General features: G+C 55.0%; 16 protein-coding genes. 9 read left to right on the top strand and 7 right to left on the bottom strand.

Going from position 1 to position 24065, the window contains the following annotated elements; all coding sequences use genetic code 11:
- Positions 1–206: 206 nt before the first annotated feature.
- From gcvP to M0646_RS08570, 4 genes are all read left to right on the top strand, one after another.
- Positions 207–3077, top strand: coding sequence for an aminomethyl-transferring glycine dehydrogenase (gcvP, locus tag M0646_RS08585; protein WP_286649522.1), 2871 nt, complete (start codon positions 207–209; stop codon positions 3075–3077).
- A 96-nt stretch (positions 3078–3173) separates the two neighbouring features.
- A complete protein-coding gene (locus tag M0646_RS08580) occupies positions 3174–4625 on the top strand; it encodes a cytochrome ubiquinol oxidase subunit I (protein ID WP_286625347.1) in 1452 nt (483 codons plus the stop codon).
- Between the two features lie 11 nt (positions 4626–4636).
- Positions 4637–5650 (top strand): cytochrome d ubiquinol oxidase subunit II, encoded by a 1014-nt coding sequence (gene cydB, locus M0646_RS08575; protein WP_286649521.1) that lies wholly within the window; start codon positions 4637–4639, stop codon positions 5648–5650.
- Between the two features lie 176 nt (positions 5651–5826).
- The gene (locus tag M0646_RS08570) at positions 5827–6657 is read left to right on the top strand and encodes a Tab2/Atab2 family RNA-binding protein (protein ID WP_149819960.1); all 831 of its coding nucleotides are present in this window, start codon (positions 5827–5829) and stop codon (positions 6655–6657) included.
- 1 nt (position 6658) lies between these two features.
- On the opposite strand, the gene M0646_RS08565 is transcribed toward M0646_RS08570, so the two are convergent.
- The 4 genes from M0646_RS08565 to M0646_RS08550 all read right to left on the bottom strand — a co-directional run bounded on the left by M0646_RS08565 (position 6659) and on the right by M0646_RS08550 (position 11578).
- Positions 6659–8149 (bottom strand): hypothetical protein, encoded by a 1491-nt coding sequence (locus M0646_RS08565; protein WP_286649520.1) that lies wholly within the window; start codon positions 8147–8149, stop codon positions 6659–6661.
- A 9-nt stretch (positions 8150–8158) separates the two neighbouring features.
- Positions 8159–9205: a PstS family phosphate ABC transporter substrate-binding protein gene (locus M0646_RS08560; RefSeq protein WP_286625342.1), complete on the bottom strand. Its 1047-nt coding sequence runs from the start codon at positions 9203–9205 to the stop codon at positions 8159–8161.
- Between the two features lie 80 nt (positions 9206–9285).
- Positions 9286–10650: a glycosyltransferase family 2 protein gene (locus M0646_RS08555; RefSeq protein ID WP_286649519.1), complete on the bottom strand. Its 1365-nt coding sequence runs from the start codon at positions 10648–10650 to the stop codon at positions 9286–9288.
- Positions 10571–11578 (bottom strand): radical SAM protein, encoded by a 1008-nt coding sequence (locus tag M0646_RS08550; protein ID WP_149819954.1) that lies wholly within the window; start codon positions 11576–11578, stop codon positions 10571–10573. The genes M0646_RS08555 and M0646_RS08550 overlap by 80 nt, the downstream gene beginning before the upstream one ends.
- Before the next feature lie 256 nt (positions 11579–11834).
- On the opposite strand from M0646_RS08550, the gene M0646_RS08545 reads away from it, so the two are divergent.
- The 3 genes from M0646_RS08545 (at position 11835) to M0646_RS08535 (ending at position 16818) form a co-directional block, all read left to right on the top strand.
- A complete protein-coding gene (locus tag M0646_RS08545; protein WP_149819952.1) occupies positions 11835–12146 on the top strand; it encodes a Mo-dependent nitrogenase C-terminal domain-containing protein in 312 nt (103 codons plus the stop codon).
- Positions 12147–12212: 66 nt separating this feature from the next.
- Positions 12213–14990: a preprotein translocase subunit SecA gene (secA, locus tag M0646_RS08540; protein WP_149819950.1), complete on the top strand. Its 2778-nt coding sequence runs from the start codon at positions 12213–12215 to the stop codon at positions 14988–14990.
- A 172-nt stretch (positions 14991–15162) separates the two neighbouring features.
- Positions 15163–16818: a phosphodiester glycosidase family protein gene (locus M0646_RS08535; RefSeq protein WP_286625338.1), complete on the top strand. Its 1656-nt coding sequence runs from the start codon at positions 15163–15165 to the stop codon at positions 16816–16818.
- Here M0646_RS08535 and M0646_RS08530 read toward each other — a convergent pair.
- Together M0646_RS08530 and M0646_RS08525 are read right to left on the bottom strand one after the other, a co-directional pair.
- Positions 16815–17969 carry a M23 family metallopeptidase gene (locus M0646_RS08530; protein WP_286625337.1) on the bottom strand — a complete coding sequence of 385 codons (1155 nt, stop codon included), beginning with the start codon at positions 17967–17969 and terminating at the stop codon, positions 16815–16817. The two genes, M0646_RS08535 and M0646_RS08530, sit on opposite strands and share 4 nt — an antisense overlap.
- Positions 17970–18030: 61 nt before the next feature.
- Entirely contained in the window at positions 18031–19356 is a 1326-nt protein-coding gene (locus M0646_RS08525; protein WP_286649518.1) for a cobyrinate a,c-diamide synthase, read from the bottom strand.
- A 156-nt stretch (positions 19357–19512) separates the two neighbouring features.
- On the opposite strand from M0646_RS08525, the gene M0646_RS08520 reads away from it, so the two are divergent.
- Both M0646_RS08520 and M0646_RS08515 read left to right on the top strand, forming a co-directional pair.
- Entirely contained in the window at positions 19513–21711 is a 2199-nt protein-coding gene (locus tag M0646_RS08520; RefSeq protein WP_286625335.1) for a phosphoketolase, read from the top strand.
- A 6-nt stretch (positions 21712–21717) separates the two neighbouring features.
- A complete protein-coding gene (locus M0646_RS08515) occupies positions 21718–22908 on the top strand; it encodes a Coenzyme F420 hydrogenase/dehydrogenase, beta subunit C-terminal domain (RefSeq protein ID WP_190278035.1) in 1191 nt (396 codons plus the stop codon).
- Positions 22909–22980: 72 nt separating this feature from the next.
- Here M0646_RS08515 and psbA read toward each other — a convergent pair whose 3' ends face one another.
- Positions 22981–24063, bottom strand: a complete 1083-nt coding sequence (psbA, locus tag M0646_RS08510) for a photosystem II q(b) protein (RefSeq protein WP_149819938.1) — start codon at positions 24061–24063, stop codon at positions 22981–22983.
- Positions 24064–24065: the final 2 nt, after the last annotated feature.

The following is a 24065-nucleotide window of genomic DNA, read 5'->3' as shown; positions in this document are numbered from 1 at the left end:
ATACTTTGAGATACAATAAAAACCGTGAAAATCTATCGTACAGCGATCTTATCCATTTTAATGTGTTTAATTCATGGGAAAAAGGCTGTGACATACGTTTGAAGCAGACCTACCACCTCAGGCGCAGCTTGCAGGTTCTCCATGCCCGCAAACCCTGCTCAAAGAATTAAGATATATGAACGATTTACAACACGAGTGCGATAGCGATGGTTAGTTCACTGCCCCAACTGGAGATCAACTTAGAGACCGATGCCGAATTTGTCGCGCGGCACATTGGTATCACGCCCAACGATCTTCCCAAAATGTTGAGCCTGTTGGGGTATGGCAGCCTCAAGGAGCTGATCACTGCCGTCATTCCCCCGGAAATTCGCTTGCAACGCCCTCTCGCTCTGGGTGAAGGTCTCAGTGAAACAGCAGCCCTGCAAAAATTACGCACCCTTGCCCAGCAAAACCAAGTTTGGCGCAGCTACATCGGCATGGGCTATTACAACTGCATTACGCCGGCGGTGATTCAGCGCAACATTCTGGAAAACCCCGGCTGGTACACCCAGTACACCCCTTACCAAGCGGAAATTGCCCAAGGACGCCTCGAAGCCCTCCTCAACTTTCAAACCCTTGTCAGCGATCTAACGGGCTTGCCCATTGCCAATGCCTCTCTCCTTGATGAGGCGACGGCTGCCGCCGAAGCCATGACGCTGAGCTTGAATGCCTGCCGTCAAAAGGGAGCCAACCGCTTCTTGGTGGCGCAGGATTGCCATCCCCAAACCCTAGCAGTTCTGCGCACCCGTGCCCTGCCCCTTGGCATTGAGATTGTGCCCATTGACCCGATCGCCAGTGAATTGCCTTGGAACAACGCCTTTGGTCTGCTCTTGCAATATCCCGCCAGCGATGGTGCGGTGCGATCGCCCGAAGCCCTGATTGCCGCTGCCCATAAACGGGGACTCTTGGTGACAGTGGCCACTGATTTGCTGGCCTTGACATTGCTGACACCGCCGGGAGAATTGGGGGCGGATATTGCCGTCGGCAGCTCCCAGCGTTTTGGTGTGCCCTTGGGCTATGGGGGGCCCCATGCCGCCTTCTTTGCCACCCGTGAAGAATTTAAGCGGCAATTACCCGGACGACTAGTGGGGGTTTCCCACGATGCCTTGGGTCAAAAAGCATTGCGCCTTGCCCTGCAAACCCGTGAGCAGCATATCCGCCGCGAAAAGGCCACCAGTAACATCTGCACTGCCCAAGTTCTCCTCGCAGTTGTTGCCAGTATGTACGCCGTCTATCATGGAGCCGCGGGGCTGCGGCAAATCGCTGAGCGCATCCATCAACGGGCAGTGACCCTAGCAGCAGGCTTAGCAGCAGCGGGCTATCCACTCTACCATTCTGAGTTTTTTGACACCCTACGCATTGGCTTGGGGAACCTGCCAGTACAGGTGCTCAAGGAGCGGGCAGCAGCGGCGCAAATCAACCTGCGTTACTTTGAGGATGGCAGTGTCGGCATCAGTTTGGATGAGACCACCACCGAAAAAGATGGGGCGGATTTACTGGCGCTCTTTGGCACAAGTCCTGTGGCAGTTGCCGCGGGCGATCGCCTGCCGCCAACCCTGAAACGCCAATCTGCTTACCTGCAGCACCCCGTCTTTCAGGACTACCACAGCGAACACGCCCTGCTGCGCTACATTCACCGCCTTCAGGCCAAGGATCTCTCCCTCACCACCTCGATGATTCCCCTTGGCTCCTGCACCATGAAGCTCAATGCCACTGCGGAAATGCTGCCCATCAGTTGGCCAGAATTCAATCAACTGCATCCCTTTGCCCCGGCTGAGCAAGCCCAAGGCTATCAGCAGCTGTTCCGTGAGCTAGAGGCAATGCTGGCAGAAATTACCGGCTTTGATGCCATTTCCCTACAACCCAATGCCGGTTCCCAAGGGGAATATGCCGGACTCTTGGTGATTCGCCAATACCACCACAGCCGCGGCGAAAGCCAGCGCAATGTCTGTCTCATTCCCACCTCCGCCCATGGGACAAACCCCGCTAGTGCCGTGATGGCTGGCATGCAGGTGGTGGCAGTCAATTGCGATGCCCAGGGCAATATTGATGTGGCGGATCTGGCGGCCAAGGCGGAAACCTATAGCGATCGCCTAGGGGCCTTGATGATCACCTATCCCTCGACCCACGGCGTCTTTGAAACGGGAATTCGCCAAATTTGTGAGATCATCCATCGCTACGGCGGTCAAGTCTATATGGATGGTGCCAATATGAATGCCCAAGTGGGGCTGTGCCGTCCGGCGGACTTTGGTGCCGATGTCTGCCATCTCAACCTCCACAAAACCTTTTGTATTCCCCACGGCGGCGGTGGGCCGGGGGTGGGACCCATCGGGGTCAAGGCGCATTTAGCCCCCTTCTTGCCAACCACACAGCTGATTCCCCAAGGATCGGAAATTGGCCCGGTGACTGCCGCCCCTTGGGGCAGTGCCAGTATTTTGCCGATTTCGTGGATGTACATTACCCTGATGGGGGGGGTGGGGTTGACACGCGCCACCGCAATTGCCATCCTCAATGCTAACTACATTGCCAAACGCCTTGAACCCTACTACCCGGTTCTCTACAAAGGTGCCCACGGTTTGGTGGCCCACGAGTGCATTCTTGATCTGCGTCCGCTGAAAAAATCCGCGGGAATTGAGGTGGAAGATATTGCCAAGCGGCTGATGGACTATGGCTTCCATGCCCCCACCATTTCTTGGCCGGTGCCGGGCACGCTAATGATTGAACCCACTGAAAGTGAAACCAAGGCGGAATTGGATCGCTTTTGTGAGGCGATGATTGCCATTCGCGCCGAAATTGCTGAAATTGAGGCCGGCGTCAGCGATCGCCAGCAAAATCCCCTGAAAAATGCCCCCCATCCCGCCCTGATGCTGGCCACAGAGCCATGGCCTTACCCCTATTCACGGCAAGTGGCCGCCTACCCCGCCCCTTGGCTGCGGGAGTACAAATTCTGGCCAGCGGTAGCCCGCATTGACAATGCCTATGGCGATCGCCACCTCGTGTGTAGCTGCTCAATGCCCATGACCCCGCCAGACTCTTAAGCAAAGCTGAAATTTTTGCAGCGGTTCGCCATTCTCCTTGTCACCGCTCAAAGGGGGTTGCTAAAAGTAAGGCAGATCAACCCCTAGGGTGGTGTTATGACCTTGGCTAGTCTCGATACCGTTGTTCTCTCCCGTTGGCAATTTGCCCTCACAGCCATTTTCCATATGCTCTGGCCCGTCCTCACCACGGGGATGAGCATTTATCTCGTGGTCATTGAGGGACTGTGGCTAAAAACCAAAAACCTGACCTACTATCACCATGCTCGCTTTTGGTCAAAGCTGTATATCCTCAACTTCGGGATTGGCGTGGCTTCCGGGTTACCCATGGCCTTTCAATTTGGCCTCAACTGGGCACCCTTCTCAGAAGCAGTGGGGGATTTCTTCGGTACCGTCCTAGGGTTTGAGGGCACCATGGCCTTCATGCTGGAAGCCAGCTTCTTGGGCATTATGATTTTTGGCTGGCAACGGGTACCGCCAGTGATGCATTGGATTTCGACCATCTGTGTCGCCTTTGGTGCCAATCTCTCCACCTTCTGGATTCTCTCGGCCAACTCATGGCTCCAGACACCAGCGGGGGGCGTCTTTGTCGAGGGTAAGTTCCGCGTTCAAGACTACTTCCAAGCGATCGCCAACCCCTTCATGGTCAAGAGTTTTTTCCACATGTTCTTTGCCACCCTAGAAACCTCGCTGTTTGTTATTGGCGGCATTAGTGCTTGGTATCTACTGCAAAATCGCCTGCCCAATTTCTTCACGAAATCCCTGAAGGTGGTGTTGGTGATGGCCTTGGTGATTGCCCCCCTACAGGTGTTTGTCGGTCACCTCAGTGCTGAGCAGGTCTATCACTACCAACCCGCCAAATTAGCCGCCATGGAAGCCCTGTGGGAAACGGTACCAGCGGGTACACCTGCGGACTGGAGTGTGATTGCTTTACCCAATGAGGCCGCCCAAGCAAATAGCTTGGAAGTGAAAATTCCCGGCCTGCTGAGCTACCTACTGGAGTTGAAACCGCAGTTAGACACACCGATCTTGGGCTTGAAGGAGTGGAACGCTAGCGATCGCCCCCATTTGATTGGCCTGATTTACTATTCCTTTCGCCTGATGGTGGCCATTGGTCTGTACCTCGCGGCTCTCGTGATCCTCACTGTTTTTGTCTGGTGGCGCACTGGCCTCGAGGGCGATCGCCTGCGCAATTACCAGTGGCTCTGGTGGGGCTGGATCTTTGCAGGACCCTTGGGATACCTTGCCGTCGAAGCCGGTTGGATTGTCCGCTGTGTCGGGCGTCAACCGTGGATTGTCTATGGCCAGTTGCGGACAGCAGAAGCGGCCTCCAATTTACCGCCCCAAGTGGTGCTTTTTTCCCTTAGTGGCTTGGTTGCCCTGTACACCATTTTCTTCTTTGCGGCTCTTTTCTTTGGCAGTCGCATCATCCAAAAAGGCCCCAATGTTGCCTTGCCGGTGCCGGGGCTGCACAATGCTGAACAACTGGAAATCCGCATCAAACTAGCAGAGCACCAACCGGATCGCCGTCCCCTAGAAACTCAACAATAAGGGAGTACACCATGGAACCGAATCCCCTTGCACCCTTGGAGCACTTTTTGCCGCAGGTATGGTTTTTTATCCTAGGGTTGTTCCTCTTTCTCTACATTCTCCTAGATGGCTTTGACCTAGGCATTGGCATTCTCTCCCTCACCAGTAGCGATGAACGGCGCCGCAATATCCTCATGACCAGCCTTGGCAATGTTTGGGATGCCAATGAGACGTGGTTGGTGCTGATGGGTGGGTCGCTCTTTGGTGCTTTTCCCTTGGTCTATGCCACCATCCTCAATGCCCTTTACCTACCCGCAGTGATTATGGTGGTGGGGCTAATTTTGCGGGCAGTGTCCTTTGAGTTTCGCGAGAATGCCAATAATAAACGGGTGTGGAACCTTGCCTTTGGCATTGGCAGTTTTTTGGCCGCCTTGGGGCAGGGCTTTGCGGTGGGCACTGTTTTTGAGGGCATCAAAGTAGATGCTGCGGGTCACTTTGCGGGCGGCATGTGGGATTGGCTGACGTGGCACTCGGTGTTGGTGGCACTGACGCTGATTCAGGGCTATGTGCTGATTGGGTCAACCTATCTGATTTACAAAACCACAGGTGAGTTGCAGCAAACCCACTACCGCACGGCCACGATTGCAGCTTGGACAACGTTTATCGGTGCTGTGTTGATTACCATTAGCGCCCCCATTTTCCATGAGCACCTGCGTGCCCAACTGTTTCAGCCACCGTTATTCTACATTTTTGCCGCGATTCCCATTTTGGGGGTGTTGCTGATTTTTCTATTGCTGCGTAGTTTACAAAAGCGTGAAGAAGTCATGCCCTTGGTGTGGACGTTTTTACTGTTTCTCCTGTCATTTATTGGCTTGGGCTTTGTGATTTTTCCGAACATCATTCCCCCCAGCGTCACCATTTACGAAGCTTCAGCCTCTCCCAGTGCCCAAGTCTTTATGCTGATTTTCGTCGCTTTCTTAATCCCGATTATGCTGGCTTATAACCTCTATAATTACCTCGTCTTTCGTGGCAAAGTTGTGGCCTAGGTATAGAAGGAATTCAGGCCTAAAACACCCTAGCCGAGGAGGCAAAACAAGGCACAATAGCAACAGATAGCCTTTTTCTCTCGCTTGAGGACGCATCAACAGAATTAGCGGCAAGCTGAGCGGCTTTCAATGGTTGTGAAAAGGCTGTTAACTTCCTTTGCTGCTCATTTCCGTCCATGTCCTGTTGGCAAGTTGACCTTTACCGTCGGCCTTTGCGTACCCCCAGTGGCCTTGATCTGTGGGAACTCGTGATTTGTGACCCTGAGGAAAATTTTTACTACACGGCTTTTTGCCCAGAACCCCTCGTGAGCAGTTCATGGCTGGCCACAGAGTTCAAAAGTTGCGGGCAGCCCCTACCGCAGCGGGTACAGGTTTTTCGTCCCCAGAGTTTAGGCCTCGTGGAAGTGGTTTGCCAAGAACTCAACCTTCCCCTCGAAGCCACCCGCCGCACCCCGGCTCTAAAGCACTACCTGTGCCAACGTGCTCAGGCGTATCCCAGTCTAAAAACCTACACCGGTGAAGCCTACGATCCATTGGCCATTGAGCAGCCGCCGCCATTGCCCCTGCCCGAGGATATTTGGGGAGATTCTTGGCAGTTTGCAGCAATTACTCCCCCCGACTTGGCACAACTGATGCAATATCCGCTGCGGATTCTGGCCTTTGAAATGGCAATGTTGCCAGAGGCTTTGGGCTTGGCTCCCGATACGTTGATTCCGGGAATTATTCTCTATGGCGGTCGCAAGTCCCTGAAGCTGGCGCGGTGGTTCCAAGAGCAACTGCCCTATCGCTTAGAGTTTGTGCCGGGGCGACCCTGTGGGGTGGTGTTGCACAGCGGCTTGCGCGATCGCTGGGTCTTTTTGACGTTTGACAATGCTGAGATTTCCCAAGCGGGAGAACTCTTTCGCGATCGCCTGCGCGCCACTCAGGGTCTGCACTTTCTCCTCATCCAACCGACTCCCAATGACACCACCTACACGGCTCTCTGGCTGCTCCAACCCCTTGAATAGCCTAAGGTTTGAGCCGTCCCTGTTCTAAGCTTTCCTGCAGGGCACGGGTTTCATCCAAAACCGTTTCAATGCCTTCAAGGTGGGTCTGCCGCACAAAATTAATTTTGATTTCCTCTAGCCACACCACCAGCAGATCTTGAATCACCTTGCCCACCTGTTCCTCTTGGAGTTCGGCGCTGAGGGTTTGGCCAAATTTTTGCGCCAGTTGACTCACCAGTAATGCCCCTTCGCGGGGTGGATTGCCTTGGTTTTTGCTCGCTTGCTCCAATAGCAGAAAGAGGCGATCGCTAATCTCCTTGGCAAGGGATTGGTGCCAGTGGCGGGGTAAGGCCTCAAGGGATGGAATTTCCAATAACCGCCGATAGGGGGGCGCTTGCCGCAGCACTTGATCGACACTGTAGGCCACTAAGCCTTCCACTTCTGGTCGCAGTTGGGGGATCACGCGGTAAATCACCACCTGCCCAACCAAGGCTGCCAGTTCCCCCAGTTCATCAATGTCATTGAGCGTCTTGCTCCCTTGGCCGCCAGAGACACGCAGTAGCCAGCGACTCAATTGGCCGCGACGGATTGCTTTTTGCAGTTGGGTGAGGACTTGCAGGACAACCACTTCCGAAATATCGGTGGCGATCGCTGCCACTAAGCCCTGAGAGGCCTGCCGTTCAAGACTATCAAGGCAAATAATATCCGCTTGATCAAGGCGAATCGTGACCGGGATAATCCGTAGCCACGCCCAAGTGGGTGCCAGCCACCAAAAGGGGAAAAAGAGCAGCACATCGTACCAGCGCCAGAACATAGCATCCCGCCAGCGGGCACCGCGATATTGGCGACTCAGCCAAAACGTGCGTCCCAAGAATTCCACAAAGAAGAGGAGATTAAAGGGAATATCAATGGCATCAAAGTGGTCAATAAAATCCCCATCTTCACCGTAGCGGCGCCAATAATTGGTAGCCATCAGGGGAATGATCTGCGCCTCAAACCAAGCAAGGTTGGTCTGCCAGTCCCGCTCATTGATGTACTCGTCACTCCAAAAACGCTCAAAGGACTGTTTAGAGGAGGCATTGCGATCGCCAAAGACCCGCAGCCGCATCAGGTTCTTGATCCGCTCAAGGGTGCCAGTCTTATTGGCAAGGGCAAAGGGGTTAGTATCCACCATGGTTTTGCTCTGCTTGCGCAACTCAGCCAAGAGTGCTTGAGTAGCTGGCGCATCGACCCCTTCAGCGGCAATGGTTCGCCGGAGTTGGTTGACCGTGTTGATGTACTGCTGGGTTGCCCGGTGGGGTTCGATGCCTTTGATGGGGTCATAGAGAGGGGTAATCGGCAAGGACTGGGGCAGATAAATCACCCGCTGAATCAGGGGAATGCGGACTTTTCCCAAAAGCCAGAAGTCCCGTAGGGGAATATAGGTGAGATCAAAGAGCACCAACAGAAAATTGGCGCTGGCAATGGCCACCATGATCCGCTCATAGGTTCGATTCAATGGTTTATCAAACATCTGGCTCCCCTAGCGCAAGCGGACATAGCCGGCTTTTTCAATTGTGGCTTGACCCTGATCCGTTAATAACAGGGCTGCATAGGCACGACCGGCTTGGGCATCCGGGCTATTGTCATCCTTGGCAATGACAAACAGGCGACGGGTAATGGGGTAACTGCCCTCCTGAAAGGCACGATAGTTCAATGTATTCCGCCGCTGTGGACATTGGGCAGAATCCACATAGGGTTCCTGATAGGGAGGAACGTACTGATTGGGCTGCCGCCCCAAAGGCAAGGGTCGCACACTGCACTGACCAACAATTTCCGGTGCCGAGGCATAGTAAATGCCGCCGGAGGTTGCCCCCACCCGCCGTAGGGCATCTGTGGTATCCCGCACCATCACCACCTTGGGACTGAATGGCTGGTTCCCCAAGACATCTTGGACGAAAAACTCTACCGTTCCGCCATCTTCCAGCCGCCGTGAAAAGGGAGTAATGGCTAGATTCGGACCGCCCACTTGGCTCCAGTTCGTCAGTTTGCCCGTGTAAATATCAACCACTTGTTGCACAGTGAGACCAGGAATCTGGAGGTTGGGATTGACAGCGATCGCGATGCCATCGATCGCCACCGGTAGTTCCAGCAATTTTATCCCTTGGCTCTGCGCCTGCTGCCGCTCCTGCTCATTGAGGGGGCGGGAAGACTGGGCAAAGGCCAGTTGATTATTCATTAACATGCGAATGCCACTGCCCGATCCGGGGGTGCCGGTGGGGGGATTGGTGTAGCGCAGGCGAAAATTGGGCCAAGCTAACTGAATCAGGGGATCGACATCGCGGCGAATCGGTGCCCACGTCGTACTGCCCCCGTATTGAAACGTACCACTGGGAACATTGCTGACATCGCTGAAATTCGCAGCCGCCATCTCTGGCGTACTCTGGGGTACCCCCAAGTTTTCAGTCACCTGTTCAAGGGGATTTTGATTGCCCAGTAACCGAATCACGAGCACCGCCCCCACCCCCAATAGACCACAGGTAAGGACAAGAGACACCAGCAAAGGCAGCAGGTTGCTATTGCGAGACATGGCAGAACCAGTCAAAACTCTGCCCCTAGCCTAGCTCAAGGTTGTCCCCGCACGGATCTTTTTTTAGCCAATGTTTAGGTTTAGACGCCGTGGTGCACGGTTTTTACCCACTTGAGACGCTTGGCGCGTACAGCCATTCGCAGTGTTGTTGTACTCACCACAGGCAACCAATGGAGCATGTAGAGGGTTCCCCGCAAACTCTGCCAAAATAGTTGCCAAATCCCCAGCGACTGCGTTTGAGGAATCCCTCGCAGCATCCCCACCATTGAAAGCGTAAAGCTCAGTGTCGTCAGGGGTACTAGCATCGGGCTGCGGTGACGCAGTAGAGCCATCAGCAGGTCGGGAATTGTGGCCGTGGGAATGGCGTATTTGATCAAAAACCAGCAGAGCACATCCCAGCTTTTTTGCCAGCCAAGGCGATTGCGCAGCAAGGGTTGCCAGTAGTCGAGATAGCTTTGGTAGCCGCCCTCGCCCCAGCGATTGCGTTGGTGCCACAGTGCCACGAGTGTGGTCACGCCTTCTTCCTGTACCGCTGGATTCATCAGCACGTCAATCTGCCAACCGTGGAGATGTAGCTTCAGACTGAGATCCAGATCGTCAGTAATGGTTTCTTCATTCCAGCCACCACAGCGCTCTAGAGCTTGCCGCCGCACAAATTGGCCATTGCCCCGCAGTTCGCCCATACCGCCACAGGCCACCCGCTGCTGTTGATAGTAGGCATCAAGGATCATTTCTGCCGCTTGGCCTTGGGTCAGCAAATTGATGTCGGCATTACTAATTGCTTTGCGCACTTGCACCGCGCCAACACTGGCCACCTGAAAGCGGTTGACCACCTGTTGCAGTAGATCTTGGGGTACGGTGGCATCGGCATCAAAGACGCCAATAATTTCTCCCCGTGTCAAGGGCAGGACTTGATTGAGGGCACCGGACTTACCCCCGCCCGCCCCCGGCAGCCGCCGCAGCACTTTGAGGTGAGGATATTGCTTTTGTAGTTCACTCAAAATATCGGGGGTGCGATCGCTACTGTTGTCATCAATAATCCACACCTCGTAGTGGGGATAATCCAAGCGGCAAAGGTTTTTGACGAGGCGACCAATCACCGCCTCTTCATTTTTCGCCGCTACCACCAAAGACACCATTGGCTGCACACTTTCTGTGGCCTCTAATGCAGGTAGCGTTTGCGGCTTGGCTCGCCAGTAGCGCAGTGTTTGCCAGCTCATGAGCAGCGTTAGGGCATAGATCAGCCAAATGCCACCCACAATCAGATGCAGGGCGATCGTGCTCCCCCAAATCAGAGAGAGCGCTAGGAAAGCCTTGCGACGGCGACCCTCAGAACGCGGTTGTAATGGAGGACTCTCTGGGGCATCAACCCACTCCGACAGGAGTTCGTCGAGGGGATCGGCTTCGTTGTAGAAACTGTTTTCGGGCCAGGAATTCTCCGGCATAGGTCACCTGATTGAGAAACCAGTACTTATCCACTCCCTTAAAGAAGCTGGGAATGAGATAACACCACACTGTGCAGCCTTCGCAGACGGAGAGTCGGCCTTGGGAGCGGCGATACTCCTCTACCACCTCGGAGGACTTGTACAGCTCGTACAGGCGACCATTGATGGGGACTCCCTTCTGCGCAAAGTGGTAGCACGGTAGCAGCAACTCATCATTGGGGGAAATGGCAATGACTGCATCCACCGCCTTGCAACGGGGATTTTGGGTATTGTTTCCCCCCGCACGGATGAGGGCTAATGCTGCCTTATTGTAACCAACATTGTTATACTTCTTCGCATTTTGTTCAATGTGGTCGGCAATTTCAGGGGTGGGGTTCTTCTTGTCGTTGTAGTTTTCATGGGCGGTAAAAGCGGGATTCAACCAAACCCGTACCCCTAGACTTTGGGCAAATTCGGCCACCTCACCAATCCGTTCATAATTTTGGGCAGTGACGGTGTGATTCAGCACTGGATATTCACCAAGCTCAAGGGCAATTTTGACGGACTCCACCAACGTGTCAAAAATTTTCACGCCCCGCGACTGATCATGGGTGGCCGCATCAGGCCCATCGAGGGAGAAGTTCAAGAAATCCACCAAGCCCTGAATTTCCCTAGCACGGCGGGGATAGAGAATCGTATTTGTCGTCATGCTAGTCATGAAGCCGAGACGCTTGGCTTCCCGGTAGATGGCTGGGGCATCGGCACGCAGCAGCGGTTCACCCCCCGTAAAGTCCACATATTTGACCCCCAAACGTTTCAAATCGCGCAGATTGGTTTGGATGGCGCTAAAATCAGCTTCTTTGCCCGGTTCCAGTGCCCAAATGTCGCAAAAGTGGCAGCGGGCGTTACAGCGGTAGGTCAGGTAGTAGTTAGCAACCAGTGGACGCATGGAGTCTCTTCCTTAACGAATTCAAGCAAGGCCAAGATGAATAAAGCAGTCAATGAGTTTATGCAAGCAATTGAAAAATTTCTAGACAAAACTTCATCAGAGTTTGAGTTGCTGAACAGTTTAGCACTCTGCTGAGCTGAGGAATGGAGATCTATCCCTGAAGCGGCTGCAAGTTTAGCAATGCTTATTATTGATAAAGATTTTTTATATTAAAAGCGTATTACTATTTGCCTAGATTATCTTTTACCGTGAGGGTATGCGCAATTGTGAGGATAGCCCCATGAATCAACGCCTTGCCCAACGCACGCCTACTTCTTTAACGACCAAAATCCGTCAGTGGCTAATGACTTATCCGATCACAACGCCAGCGATCGCCCACCGCATTTGCCGCCTTATTCCAGCCCAATGTCCCTTTGCCCGCACCCTCTCCCTCTTTGGTCGGCCAGTCATCAGCATTCCCCCTCTGTGTAAACTCAATCCCTTTTATGAAGAAGTCGTGATGCTGCGGTTTCGTGCCCTCACCTACCTCAGCGATGTCTGCCAAGAGGACATCAGCCAATACGTCTAGGCAGCGAGGAACTTGCAGTTGCTATACGATTAAAATGTATAGCTCTGTATCCATGGTGCCCGTCGCATGCTGAAAGCCCTATTTGGCGATCCCAATCAGCGCAAGGTTAAAAAGTATCAACCCCTTGTGGTCGAGATCAACCTGCTGGAGGAGCAAATTCAGCCCCTAAGCGATAGTGAGCTACAGGCGAAAACGGCTGAGTTTCGGCAGCGACTCGACAATGGCGAGACCCTCGATGATTTACTGCCCGAGGCTTTTGCCGTGGTGCGCGAAGCTTCACGACGGGTACTGGGGATGCGCCACTTTGATGTCCAGCTCATCGGTGGCATGATTCTCCACGATGGCCAGATTGCCGAAATGAAAACGGGGGAAGGAAAAACCCTCGTGGCCACGCTGCCGGCCTACCTGAATGCCCTGACGGGGAAAGGGGTGCACATTGTTACGGTCAACGACTATCTGGCACGGCGGGATGCGGAATGGATGGGACAGGTGCATCGCTTTTTGGGTCTGACGGTCGGGCTGATTCAGCAGCACATGGCTCCCCAAGAGCGGCAGAAAAGCTATGCCTGCGATATCACCTATGCCACCAACAGCGAAATTGGCTTTGACTACCTGCGGGACAATATGGCTACGTCCATGGCTGAGGTGGTGCAGCGTCCCTTCAACTACTGCATCATTGACGAGGTGGATTCGGTACTGATTGACGAAGCCCGCACGCCCCTGATTATTTCAGGTCAAGTGGAGCGTCCCACCGAGAAGTACCTCAAGGCGGCTGAAGTTGCCCGCCTCCTGAAAAAGGACGAGCACTACGAGGTGGATGAAAAGGCTCGTAATGTCCTCATGACCGATGAGGGGTTTATCGAAGCTGAAAAACTATTGGGGGTAAGCGATCTCTATGACCCCCAAGACCCTTGGGCACACTATATCTTTAATGCCATCAAGGCCAAGGAACTCTTTCAGCGGGATGTGAACTACATCGTCCGCAATGGTGAAGTGGTGATTGTAGATGAATTCACGGGACGAGTCATGGTGGGTCGCCGCTGGAGTGATGGCCTGCATCAGGCGATCGAAGCCAAAGAAGGCCTCGACATTCAAAATGAGTCCCAAACCCTCGCCACAATTACCTACCAAAATCTCTTTTTGCTCTATCCCAAGTTGGCGGGGATGACGGGGACAGCCAAGACCGAAGAGGCAGAATTCGAGAAAATCTACAAGCTAGAAGTGACGGTGGTGCCCACCAATCGCCCCAGTCAGCGGCGGGACTTTCCCGATGTGGTCTATAAAACCGAGCGGGGTAAATGGCTGGCCGTGGCCTCTGAATGTGCCGAGATTCACGCTACGGGTCGCCCCGTGCTCGTGGGTACCACCAGTGTTGAAAAGTCGGAGCTACTGTCGCAACTGCTGCGGGAGTTGGAAATTCCCCATAACCTGCTGAATGCCAAACCTGAAAATGTGGAGCGAGAGTCGGAGATCATTGCCCAAGCCGGCCGCAAGGGCGCAGTGACGATCTCAACCAACATGGCAGGCCGAGGCACCGACATTATCCTAGGGGGGAATGCCGACTATATGGCACGCCTCAAGGTGCGGGAATACTTTATGCCTCGCATTGTCATGCCCCCCAGTGACGACCCGATGATGCTATTGGGGCTGAAAATGGATCGCGGCGGTGGCCAAGGCTTTAGTCAGGCGGCGCAGAAAAACTGGAAAGCCTCACCGGGACTCTTCCCCTGCGAAATTAGTCAGGATGCGGAAAAGCTGCTGCGCCATGCGGTGGATGTGGCGGTCAAGACCTATGGGGAGCGCAGTCTGCCGGAGTTGCAGGCGGAGGATATGCTGGCGATCGCCTCGGAGAAAGCACCGACCCAAGATCCTGTGATTCAAGCCCTGCGGGATGCCTTTAACCGTATCCGCGAAGAATATGAGGTGGTCACCAAGAAAGAACATGAAGAAGTGGTGGCTCTCGGTGGTTTGCACGTGATTGGCACAGAACGCCATGAATCGCGGCGGATTGATAACCAGTTGCGGGGACGGGCAGGACGCCAAGGCGACCCCGGATCCACGCGCTTTTTCCTGAGCTTGGAGGATAACCTGCTGCGCATCTTCGGGGGCGATCGCGTCGCCAGTATTATGAATGCCCTGCGCGTTGACGAGGATATGCCCATTGAGTCGGGACTCCTTACCCGCAGCTTGGAAAATGCCCAGCGCAAGGTGGAAACCTACTACTATGACATCCGTAAGCAGGTCTTTGAATACGACGAGGTGATGAATAACCAGCGGCGTGCCATCTATGCTGAGCGGCGGCGAGTGCTGGAAGGGGAAGACCTCAAGGATCGGGTGCTGGAGTACGCCGAAAAAACCATGGACGACATCATTGCCGCCTATGTCAATCCCGATCTGCCGCCAGAGGAATGGGATTTAGAGGGCTTGGTGGCCAAAGTACAGGAATTTGTCTATTTGCTGTCGGATCTACGCCCTGAGCATCTGGCTCATCTCAGCGTACCGGAGATGCAGGCCTTTTTGCATGAGCAAGTGCGCACCGCCTACGAGCAAAAAGAAGCAGAAATTGAGCGCATTCAAACGGGTCTGATGCGACAAGCGGAGCGGTTCTTTATCCTACAACAGATTGACCTGCTGTGGCGGGAGCACCTACAACAAATGGATGCCCTGCGCGAGTCGGTCGGCCTACGGGGCTATGGCCAAGAGGATCCCTTGGTGGAGTACAAACGGGAGGGCTACGAATTGTTCTTGGACATGATGGTGATGATTCGCCGCAATGTCGTGTATTCTCTCTTCCAGTTCCAGCCCCAAGTGGCACCGGCATCCTCGTCCTCAGATCAGGCCTAGCTTCGTTTTCTCAGATCACCGTCTTTGGCTTGGAGCAATCTTTAACGCTGCGGGGTCAACTATACTGACGTAGTTTCAGTATGGATGTGCAGGGTTAAGTGTGGTTTCAAGGTCTGTTTGTTTAGTTTTTGGGAGTGCAATTGCTGTCGCGATCGCTCCCTCAACAATGGCAATGGCGCAGGTTATCGCCGGCGATCGCCTGAACTTAAATGGCCGCGACTATGCAGTGGCTTGGCAGCAGTGGCGCGATGACCAAAATCAACTGCGCATAGGGATTAGCGATGGTGGCCTTGCCAATCGCTTCGGGGTGCTCCTTGGGGATACTACAGACCCGTTTCAGCAACCAGTGGCTTGGTTTCAGCCGCAATTTAGCCCCTTGGCGGTGCGCTTTAGCCCCAACGGCATGTATCGCTACTTGGACATTACACCGTGGATTGAGCAATATCAGTGGCAGGTGCAACCCCAAGGCAATACGCTCCAGATCAGTACCCCCCCGGCACGGATTCTCAGTTGGCGGCAGGGACGACAACCTTGGGGCGATCGCTGGGTCTTTGAATTGGATCGCCCTACCCCTTGGCAAGTGAATCGGCTCACCTTTAGTCGTACTGGTCTCGCTCCCCGCGATCTTAGCCTGACGATTGAGGCGACGGGACAGTTGGCCACGATTCCCAATGTCAAAATTACAGCTACCCCCAATCGCACAGTCTTGGAAACACAAATTCCTAGCACAACTCGCCCAGTGGCCTCAATGCTGCTCAATCCACCGCGTCTGGTGATTGATTTTCGCAGGGATGCGCCCCCCCCGCGTACGATTCAATGGGCACCGGGGCTACGTTGGCAACAGCAAACCGTTACCCTCGGCAGTCGTCAGTTTCCTGTGGATCTGCTGATCATTAACCCTCAGCAGCCGGGGCTGCGTCTGCGTCCCCTCGGCATGACCCCCACAACCTTGGTGGGCTTAGCAACGGTGCCCGAACTGGCTCAACGCTGGCAAGCCGCAGCCGCCATTAATGCTGGATTCTTTAATCGCGATCGCCAAGCTCCCTTGGGGGCCATTCGCAGTGAGGGCAACTGGCTCTCAGGTCCGATTCTCAATCGCGGTGCCATTGGCTGGGACGATCGCGGCCAGGTGGTTGTCGGTCGCCTTAGTTTGCAGCAGCGGGTGAGGACGCCGGCCGGTACGGTGCCCATTGTCACGTTCAATTCTGGCTATGTCCAAGCCGGTCTTGCCCTTTATACCCCCAGTTGGGGCGCGAGCTACCAAGGGAAAACGGGCAGCGAAGTGGTGATTACGGTGCGCAATCAGCAGGTGGTGGGGCAGCAACCGATCAATAACAATCAAGCGATTCCTATTCCCGCAGATGGCTTTCTACTGGTGGCGCGTAACTTTAATTCCGCCTTGGCAAACTTCCCACCGGGAGCTTCCGTGCAACTGGAAACCACGGCTGTGCCCGCTGTTTTTAATAGCATTCCCAATATTGTTGGTGCAGGTCCCCTACTGGTGGATCAGGGGCGAGTGGTCTTGAATGCGGCACTGGAGCAATTTGGAGCGGGTTTAGATGCGCAGGCAGCCCCCCGCAGTGCCATGGGCAATCGCAATGATGGCAGCATTGTCTGGGTCGCCACCCACAACCGTGTTGGGGGTATGGGGCCAACCCTCGCCGAATGGGCACAAATTGTCCGCCAGTTGGGCTTGATCAATGCCGTCAATCTGGATGGTGGCAGTTCCACGGCTCTCTACATTGGTGGGGTCTTGGTGGATCGCCATTCGGTGACAACGACGCGGGTGAACAACGCCATTGGTGTCTTTTGGCAGCCAACCCCCTAGAGATAGGCCAAGGGATCGCTGGGTTCACCGTTCAGGCGCACTTCAAAGTGGAGGTGGGGGCCTGTTGAGAGTCCCGTCGAGCCAACCTCAGCAATGGGCTGTCCCTGCTGCACAAATTCACCTTCCCGTACGAGCAATCGCTGGGCATGGGCATAGAGGGTTGTCATGCCGCCGCCATGATCCAGAATCACAGTTTGGCCGTAGCCCCCTGACCAACCGGCAAAGATCACGGTGCCCGCTTCAGCAGCAAAGATGAGGGTGCCAAAATCTGCACCAAAGTCCACACCAGCATGAAATCGCCGTGTGCCTAAAATTGGGTGAATCCGCCACCCAAAGGGACTGGTCAGCGGTGCTTGAATGGGGTAGGCAAGACGACCACTGCGGGGAAGGGGTGGGGCGCCCCTAGGGACATAACCGAGGCGTTGGTTAATGAGCTGCTGAATGGCGGCACTATCACGGGCGAGTTGGGCTTCAATGGAGGCAAGGGCTTGGCGATCGCTCCGTAGGCGAGCAATGAGTTGCCGTTGGTTTGCAGCTTCGCGCTCATAGATGGCCTGTTGCTGTTGCAGTTGTTGGCGTAGGGCTTGAATGAAGCGCTGTTGCACTTGAATTTGTCGCTCCTGCTGCTGAAGTCGCTCGCGATCGCGAACCAAGGCGGCCAAGTGCTGGCGATCGCGCTCATAGACTTGACGCAGACGCCCCTGCTGCTCAAACCAGTCATTGAGCGTTTCCGCTTCAAAGATCATTGCCCACTGGGGAATCTCACGGTAGCGTTGGAGCCGCCGCAGGCGATCGCTAATCACGGCCACACTGGCTTCGTAGCGCTGGCTGAGGGTTTGTTGCTGTTCCTTGAGGTCTTTGAGCAGTTTTTCCGCTGCTTGCAGGCGATCGCTGGCCGCCATTAATTGCTGCGTTGTCGTATCCACATTGGTTTCCAAACTCTCAAGGCGATCGCTCGCCGCTGCCTCAAGGCGTTCGAGTTGTTGACGCTGCTGACCCACCGCCTGCTGGTGCTGCTGATGTTGTTGGATCACCCGCTGCCAATACGCCAAGTTTTGGGAGGGCGCCGTTGCCCAAGCCGCCAAAGTCACGCCTAGCATCACTAGCAGCCCAAGGCAAAGGTATAGCCCGTCGCGGTATTGCTTTGGCATTGACCTTCCCCAACACCACCCTACAAAAATACCTTCAAAAATTACGCTGCCGTGAGTCGCATTATCCAACCTTTGCTGCCTGCTGCAGAAAGCGAATCGCCCACTGCGGATTGCCGCCCCAATGGAGATGGAGATAACTGGCGTGGAGTCGAGAACTGCCCCAGCCCTCGGCTTGACCGTCCAATTGCCACAGCGGCGTTGGCGGCGGCACACTCAAACAGGAATAGTGAAATTCATGGCCTTGAACCCTCTCTCCTGCCCGCAGACACACCGTTGTTTGCAAAGCCGTGGCTTGGCGATAGCCGAGGGTGAGTTTTCTACCCATGTGGGCAACCGTCGGCAAGTATCCCACCAAAGGATAGTAGTGTCCCTCACAGGTTTGGATGCCTTGGCTGAGGTACATGAGGCCACCACACTCGGCATAGAGGGCTAAGCCCCCTTCAATGGCCTGCCGCAGTGATTCAAGGAACGAGTGATTCGCCGCTAGCTCTGGGGCAAACACCTCTGGAAAGCCACCCCCTAGGATCAACCCCTGTAGACCGGTGGGCAAGTGGGCATCCCGCAGGGGTGAGACCGGAATTAACGTTGCCCCTAAAGCGTGGAGCAGATCAAGGGTGTCAGCGTAGTAAAACTGAAAGGCGGCATCTTGGGCAATGCCAAGGGTGACTGGAGTCAGGGGGGAAACGCTAAAAGGGGGGGCTGCGGGGGTGGGGGCTGGGGCAAGGAGTGGCGTGAGGCGCTCCCAGTCAAAATAGGTGTTTCCTAAATGGGCAAGGCGATCGCCGAGGTGCTGAAATTCCCCTGATTCGTGGGGCGGCACTAAGCCGAGGTGGCGACTGGGGAGTGCCAAGGCCTGATCGCGATAGATGATGCCGAGAATGGGCACCCCAAGGGGGGCAAGGGCAGCTTCTAACATTTGCCGATGGCGATCGCTGGCCACGCGATTTAAGACCACGCCAGCAATCTGGAGGGAGGGATCATAGTGGCAAAAGCCATAGACCAAGGCCGCCACGGAAGCTGCCTGTTTTTGCACATCCAAAACCAGTAGGATGGGAGCCTGCAAGAGTTGGGCAATGTGTGCCGTACTGCCCTCATGGCTGCCCCCTCGGCCATCAAACAGCCCCATCACCCCCTCAATGAGCACTGCATCCATCCCCTGACTGTAATAGCCCACACAGGCGCGGACATAGTCAGCACTGGTCAAGACCACGTCAAGGTTACGGCAAGGCCGGCCACTGATAGCACTGTGAAACAGGGGATCAATGTAGTCAGGCCCCACCTTAAATGTTTGGACGCGCTGCCCCCGTGCCGTTAAGGCTGCATTCAAGGCCAAAGCAACCGTTGTTTTGCCGACACCACTGCGATCGCCCGCTATCACCAATGCCATCGTTAATCCCGTTCCCCAAGAAAAATCAATCTATGGCCACAATCCATCGCAATGCCTGCATTTCAGGGAGATTCCCTGCCCCAGCCGCCGTGAGAGCGCCCCCCACCCCTGTAAGATAGGAGACTAAGCGTGCAGTCAACAGTTGGGTCAGGGTCTATGACAGCGGTAACTTCGGTGCCCAGTTTCTGTGAAGGAATCCAGTATTTCGGCGACGATTGGCCAGATTGGCAACGGTATGGTCAAAGCCCCCTCCTCAATGACCAACAGAGCACCCTCACAGACTTAGACACCCCTGCGGCTGCCTATCAAACGCTCCTCTATGCCGACGCCCTGCGCTATCTAATTTTACAGATGACCGGCAGTAAAGCCTCAGGTCACCCCGGCGGGTTTGCCAGCCAAGCGGAAGCTTATGCCGCCCTAGTAATGCTGGGGCACAAGAACATCATCACCGAAGTAGGGCACCACGCCCCCGGCTTTTATGCCGCCCTGTTCTTGGATCGCTCCCTAGAAAAAATGGGTATTTATACGGTTCAAGACCTGCGCGATCGCTTCCGCGAAAAACATGGCCTCCTTGGCCACCTCTCTGGCTATATTCCGGGGGTTCTGGCCCCCGCTGGTCCCCTCGGACAGGGGCAGCACTTTGCCATGGCCGCCGCTTGGTTGCACCGCCAAACCCTCTTTCCCTGCACCTTGGGGGATGGTGGCCTAGGGGAACCCTATGTGATGAGCAGTATGGCCCACTTCCACACCGCTTTTCCTGAGGTGACCAACTTCCTGCCCATCCTCGTGTGGAACGGCTTTAGCCAAGAGCACCACAGTATGGTCTCCCGCAAAACCAATCCCGAAATGATGGCCTACTGGCACGGCAATGGCTTCCAAGAGGTGGTGCTGGTGGATGCCAAGGACTTTGACGACAGCGACCAAGAAGGGGATTACGTTGATAGCACGCTCTTTTCCTTTGGTCAGCGATTGGCCTTCATGCAGGCGGTGCTCAAGGGGGTACAGGAGGCGGCGCGATCGGCCCTCTCCGGCAAGTTAACGGTTTTTATCCTCAAACAACTGAAGGGCGCTGGCGTGCATGCCAAGGGGGCAAAATCCCACAATCTCTACGCCCAGCACACCCTCGACAACCCTGATATTGTCAATGCTCTCAAAGCCCGTGCCCTTTCCCCCGCTGCTTGGGAACTGGTGCGCCAAAACTGTGTTGCTGCGGCCGGTGGGCCAGCGGCGGAGGTGGTGGTTACTGAGCAGGTCTTAGATTTACCGCCCCTTGGGGAGATTGCCCTTGAGGCCTATGCCTTGGGGGAAAACAAAGTAGCCACAACGGCGATGGGGCGCATGGTGGCAGAAGTGGGACAGCGCGATCGCCGCTATCTGGTCACGAATGCCGATGGCAATGAGGCCTCTGGCATTGGCAACATCAACCAAGCCCTGAAGATCATTCACCCGACCACGGATCCCCTCTACAACCAAGTGCCCAATGGCCAAGTCTATGAACCCCTGAGCGAAGATGCCTGTGCGGGTCTGGCGGCAGGGCTGTGCTTGATGGGGAGCCGCAGCCTTTGGTGCTCCTACGAATCCTTTGCCATTAACGGCCTTCCCATTTGGCAAACGGTTACCCAAGCCATGGCTGAACTCCGTCGTCCCACACCCGCCACAGTGACCCTTTATACTGCGGGTGCCCTTGAGCAGGGGCGCAATGGCTGGACGCACCAACGCCCGGAAATTGAAGCCTACTACGCTGCCCTATTGCGCAATGGCAATGTCTTTGTCCTCTTTCCGCCGGATGCCAACAGCATTCAAGTGTGCTATCGCTGGGCACTCACAGCACAAAACAAGGGAATTGCCATCTTTGCCAGTAAAACACCCCTACCGGTGCGCACCACCTTTGCCCAAACCGAACAGGCCCTTGATGACGGTGCAGTAACCCTCTACGAGTCTGCCGCTGGTCGTGCCACATTGGTACTGGCGGTGCTGGGGGACATGATTTTGCAACCCGTGTATAATGCCCTGCCCCAGTTGGAGCAGCTTGGCTATCGGGTGCGGATTGTCTCGGTGATCAATCCCCGGCGACTGTACCGCCCCACGGATGTTGCTTGGCAAACCTGTGCTGAACCCGATGGTGGTTTTGCCGATGAGGCCACCTTCCAACGACTTTTTGGTGGTGATGCCCTTTTGGGAGTCACGGGCGGCCCTGCGGCACTGTTGGAGCCAATTCTTTTGCGTGCCACCTGTCCCCGCGATGTGTTGGCTTGGCAACGGGGAGAAACGACGGCTAGCCCCGCCGAACTCATGGCCTACAATGGCCTCACCCCCGAAGCGATTTGCGATCGCGCCCGTTCACTCCTGAAGTAAGTGCCCATGACTGCCGCCCATCAAAAAGCCCGTGCCCTCAAGCCCGGTAGCCCCCGCCCCGCCAAGGCGCTGTGCAGTGAGTGTGGTCTCTGCGACACCTACTATATCCACTACGTCAAGGAGGCCTGCGCCTTCCTCAATCAGCAGTTTGAGACTCTCGAGCAGCAAAGTCATGGCCGTGCCCGTGATCTTGACAATTGGGACGAGTGCTACTTTGGCGTTCACCAGCAGATGATAGCGGCTCGCAAAACCGAACCCATTGCGGGGGCGCAGTGGACGGGCATCGTCAGCAGTATTGCCATTGCCATGTTGGAGTCGGGACGGGTCGAGGGCGTTGTCTGCGTTCAAAATAGCGAAAGCGATCGCTTTACCCCCAAGCCCGTGATTGCCCGCACTCGTGAAGAGATTCTGGCCGCTCGCGTCAATAAACCGACCCTGTCTCCCAATCTATCGGTTCTCGAGCAGGTGGAGCAATGCGGCCTCAAACGCCTGTTGGTGATTGGGGTTGGCTGTCAAATTCAGGCGCTGCGAGCGGTACAGGACAAACTGGGTCTTGAAAAGCTCTACGTCCTGGGCACTCCCTGCGTGGACAATGTCACCCGTGCGGGTCTGCAAAAATTCCTTAAAACCACCAGCCGATCGCCCGAAACCGTGATTTACTACGAATTCATGCAGGACTTTCGGGTGCATTTCAAGCACAGCGACGGCTCCACAGAGACGGTGCCCTTCTTTGGCCTCAAAACGAATCAACTCAAGGATGTCTTTGCCCCCTCGTGTATGAGTTGCTTTGACTACGTGAATGGCCTTGCCGATCTGGTCGTGGGCTACATGGGCGCCCCCTTTGGTTGGCAGTGGCTGGTGGTGCGCAATGAGCTTGGCCAAGAAATGCTTGACCTCGTGCGCGATCAATTGGAAACGCAGCCCGTTACGAGTGCCGGCGATCGCCACGCTGCCGTGCAACAAAGCATTCCTGCCTACGATAAAGGCGTCACGCTCCCCATGTGGGCGGCGAAACTAGTCGGCCTAGTAATTGAGCGCATTGGTCCCAAAGGGCTTGAATATGCCCGCTTTTCCATTGACTCCCACTTCACCCGCAACTATCTCTATGTGCGGCGCAACTATCCCCAAAAACTGGCTGCTCACGTGCCCCCCTTTGCCAAAAAAATTGTTGATCAGTATCAACTCCCTGCTCAATAATCGCGACAAAAAAGCCCCCCTGTGGGGAGCGATATTTGGACTTATCACTAGAGAGGTTTAGGAGCGACCTGTTTAGGCTTCAATGCTTGGGGCAATCATCGCCACAGGAGCCGATTCACCGCTTGCCAAGTCGAGGGGGAAGTTGTGGGCATTGCGTTCGTGCATCACCTCAATACCAATGTTGGCGCGGTTGATGATGTCGGCCCAAGTATTGATGACATTCCCTTGCGCATCCACAACGGAGTGGTTGAAGTTGAAGCCATTGAGGTTAAAGGCCATCGTGCTAATGCCAAGGGCAGCAAACCAGATACCCACCACTGGCCAAGCGGCGAGGAAGAAGTGCAGCGAGCGGCTGTTGTTGAAACTGGCGTATTGGAAGATCAGGCGCCCAAAGTAACCGTGAGCCGCCACGATGTTGTAGGTTTCTTCCTCTTGACCGAACTTGTAGCCGTAGTTGGTGGACTCGGTTTCTGTAGTTTCACGGATCAGGCTGGAGGTTACCAGCGAACCGTGCATGGCAGAGAAGAGGGCACCGCCAAAGACGCCAGCCACACCCAGCATGTGGAAGGGATGCATCAGGATATTGTGCTCCGCTTGGAACACAATCATAAAATTGAACGTACCAGAAACCCCCAGCATCAAGCCATCAGAAAAGCTACCTTGACCAATGGGGTAGATCAACAGCACGGCAGTGGCGGCGGAAACGGGCGCAGAGTAAGCGACCGGAATCCAAGGGCGCATGCCAAGACGGTAGCTGAGTTCCCATTGGCGACCCATGTAGGCAAAGATACCGATAAGGAAGTGGAAAATAATCAGTTGGTAAGGGCCGCCATTGTAGAGCCACTCATCCAGAGAAGCAGCATCCCAAATGGGGTAGAGGTGCAAGCCAATGGCATTAGAGGAGGGTACCACTGAGGCTGTAATGAGGTTGTTGCCATAGAGCAAGGAGCCAGAGACAGGCTCACGGATGCCATCAATATCCACGGGGGGCGCCGCAATAAAGGCAATGACAAAGCAAATCGTTGCGGCAAGGAGCGTCGGGATCATGATTACCCCAAACCAGCCAATATAAAGGCGGTTTTCGGTGCTGGTAATCCAATCACAAAAACGCTCCCACAGATTCGCTGTCTGACGACGTTGCAGAACTGTAGTCATAG

The sequence above is a fragment of the Thermosynechococcus sp. B3 genome, assembly GCF_030323045.1.
Taxonomy (GTDB): Bacteria; Cyanobacteriota; Cyanobacteriia; order Thermosynechococcales; family Thermosynechococcaceae; genus Thermosynechococcus.
This window is presented reverse-complemented; position numbering and strand designations above follow the sequence as displayed.

Bases quoted from the DNA above. Each gene is read 5' to 3' on its own strand.
- gcvP (WP_286649522.1), top strand. From the start codon at position 207: ATGGTTAGTTCACTGCCCCAACTGGAGATCAACTTAGAGACCGATGCC.
- M0646_RS08580 (WP_286625347.1), top strand. From the start codon at position 3,174: ATGACCTTGGCTAGTCTCGATACCGTTGTTCTCTCCCGTTGGCAATTT.
- cydB (WP_286649521.1), top strand. From the start codon at position 4,637: ATGGAACCGAATCCCCTTGCACCCTTGGAGCACTTTTTGCCGCAGGTA.
- M0646_RS08570 (WP_149819960.1), top strand. From the start codon at position 5,827: ATGTCCTGTTGGCAAGTTGACCTTTACCGTCGGCCTTTGCGTACCCCC.
- M0646_RS08565 (WP_286649520.1), bottom strand. From the start codon at position 8,149: ATGTTTGATAAACCATTGAATCGAACCTATGAGCGGATCATGGTGGCC.
- M0646_RS08560 (WP_286625342.1), bottom strand. From the start codon at position 9,205: ATGTCTCGCAATAGCAACCTGCTGCCTTTGCTGGTGTCTCTTGTCCTT.
- M0646_RS08555 (WP_286649519.1), bottom strand. From the start codon at position 10,650: ATGCCGGAGAATTCCTGGCCCGAAAACAGTTTCTACAACGAAGCCGAT.
- M0646_RS08550 (WP_149819954.1), bottom strand. From the start codon at position 11,578: ATGCGTCCACTGGTTGCTAACTACTACCTGACCTACCGCTGTAACGCC.
- M0646_RS08545 (WP_149819952.1), top strand. From the start codon at position 11,835: ATGCGCAATTGTGAGGATAGCCCCATGAATCAACGCCTTGCCCAACGC.
- secA (WP_149819950.1), top strand. From the start codon at position 12,213: ATGCTGAAAGCCCTATTTGGCGATCCCAATCAGCGCAAGGTTAAAAAG.
- M0646_RS08535 (WP_286625338.1), top strand. From the start codon at position 15,163: ATGGCGCAGGTTATCGCCGGCGATCGCCTGAACTTAAATGGCCGCGAC.
- M0646_RS08530 (WP_286625337.1), bottom strand. From the start codon at position 17,969: ATGCCAAAGCAATACCGCGACGGGCTATACCTTTGCCTTGGGCTGCTA.
- M0646_RS08525 (WP_286649518.1), bottom strand. From the start codon at position 19,356: ATGGCATTGGTGATAGCGGGCGATCGCAGTGGTGTCGGCAAAACAACG.
- M0646_RS08520 (WP_286625335.1), top strand. From the start codon at position 19,513: ATGACAGCGGTAACTTCGGTGCCCAGTTTCTGTGAAGGAATCCAGTAT.
- M0646_RS08515 (WP_190278035.1), top strand. From the start codon at position 21,718: ATGACTGCCGCCCATCAAAAAGCCCGTGCCCTCAAGCCCGGTAGCCCC.
- psbA (WP_149819938.1), bottom strand. From the start codon at position 24,063: ATGACTACAGTTCTGCAACGTCGTCAGACAGCGAATCTGTGGGAGCGT.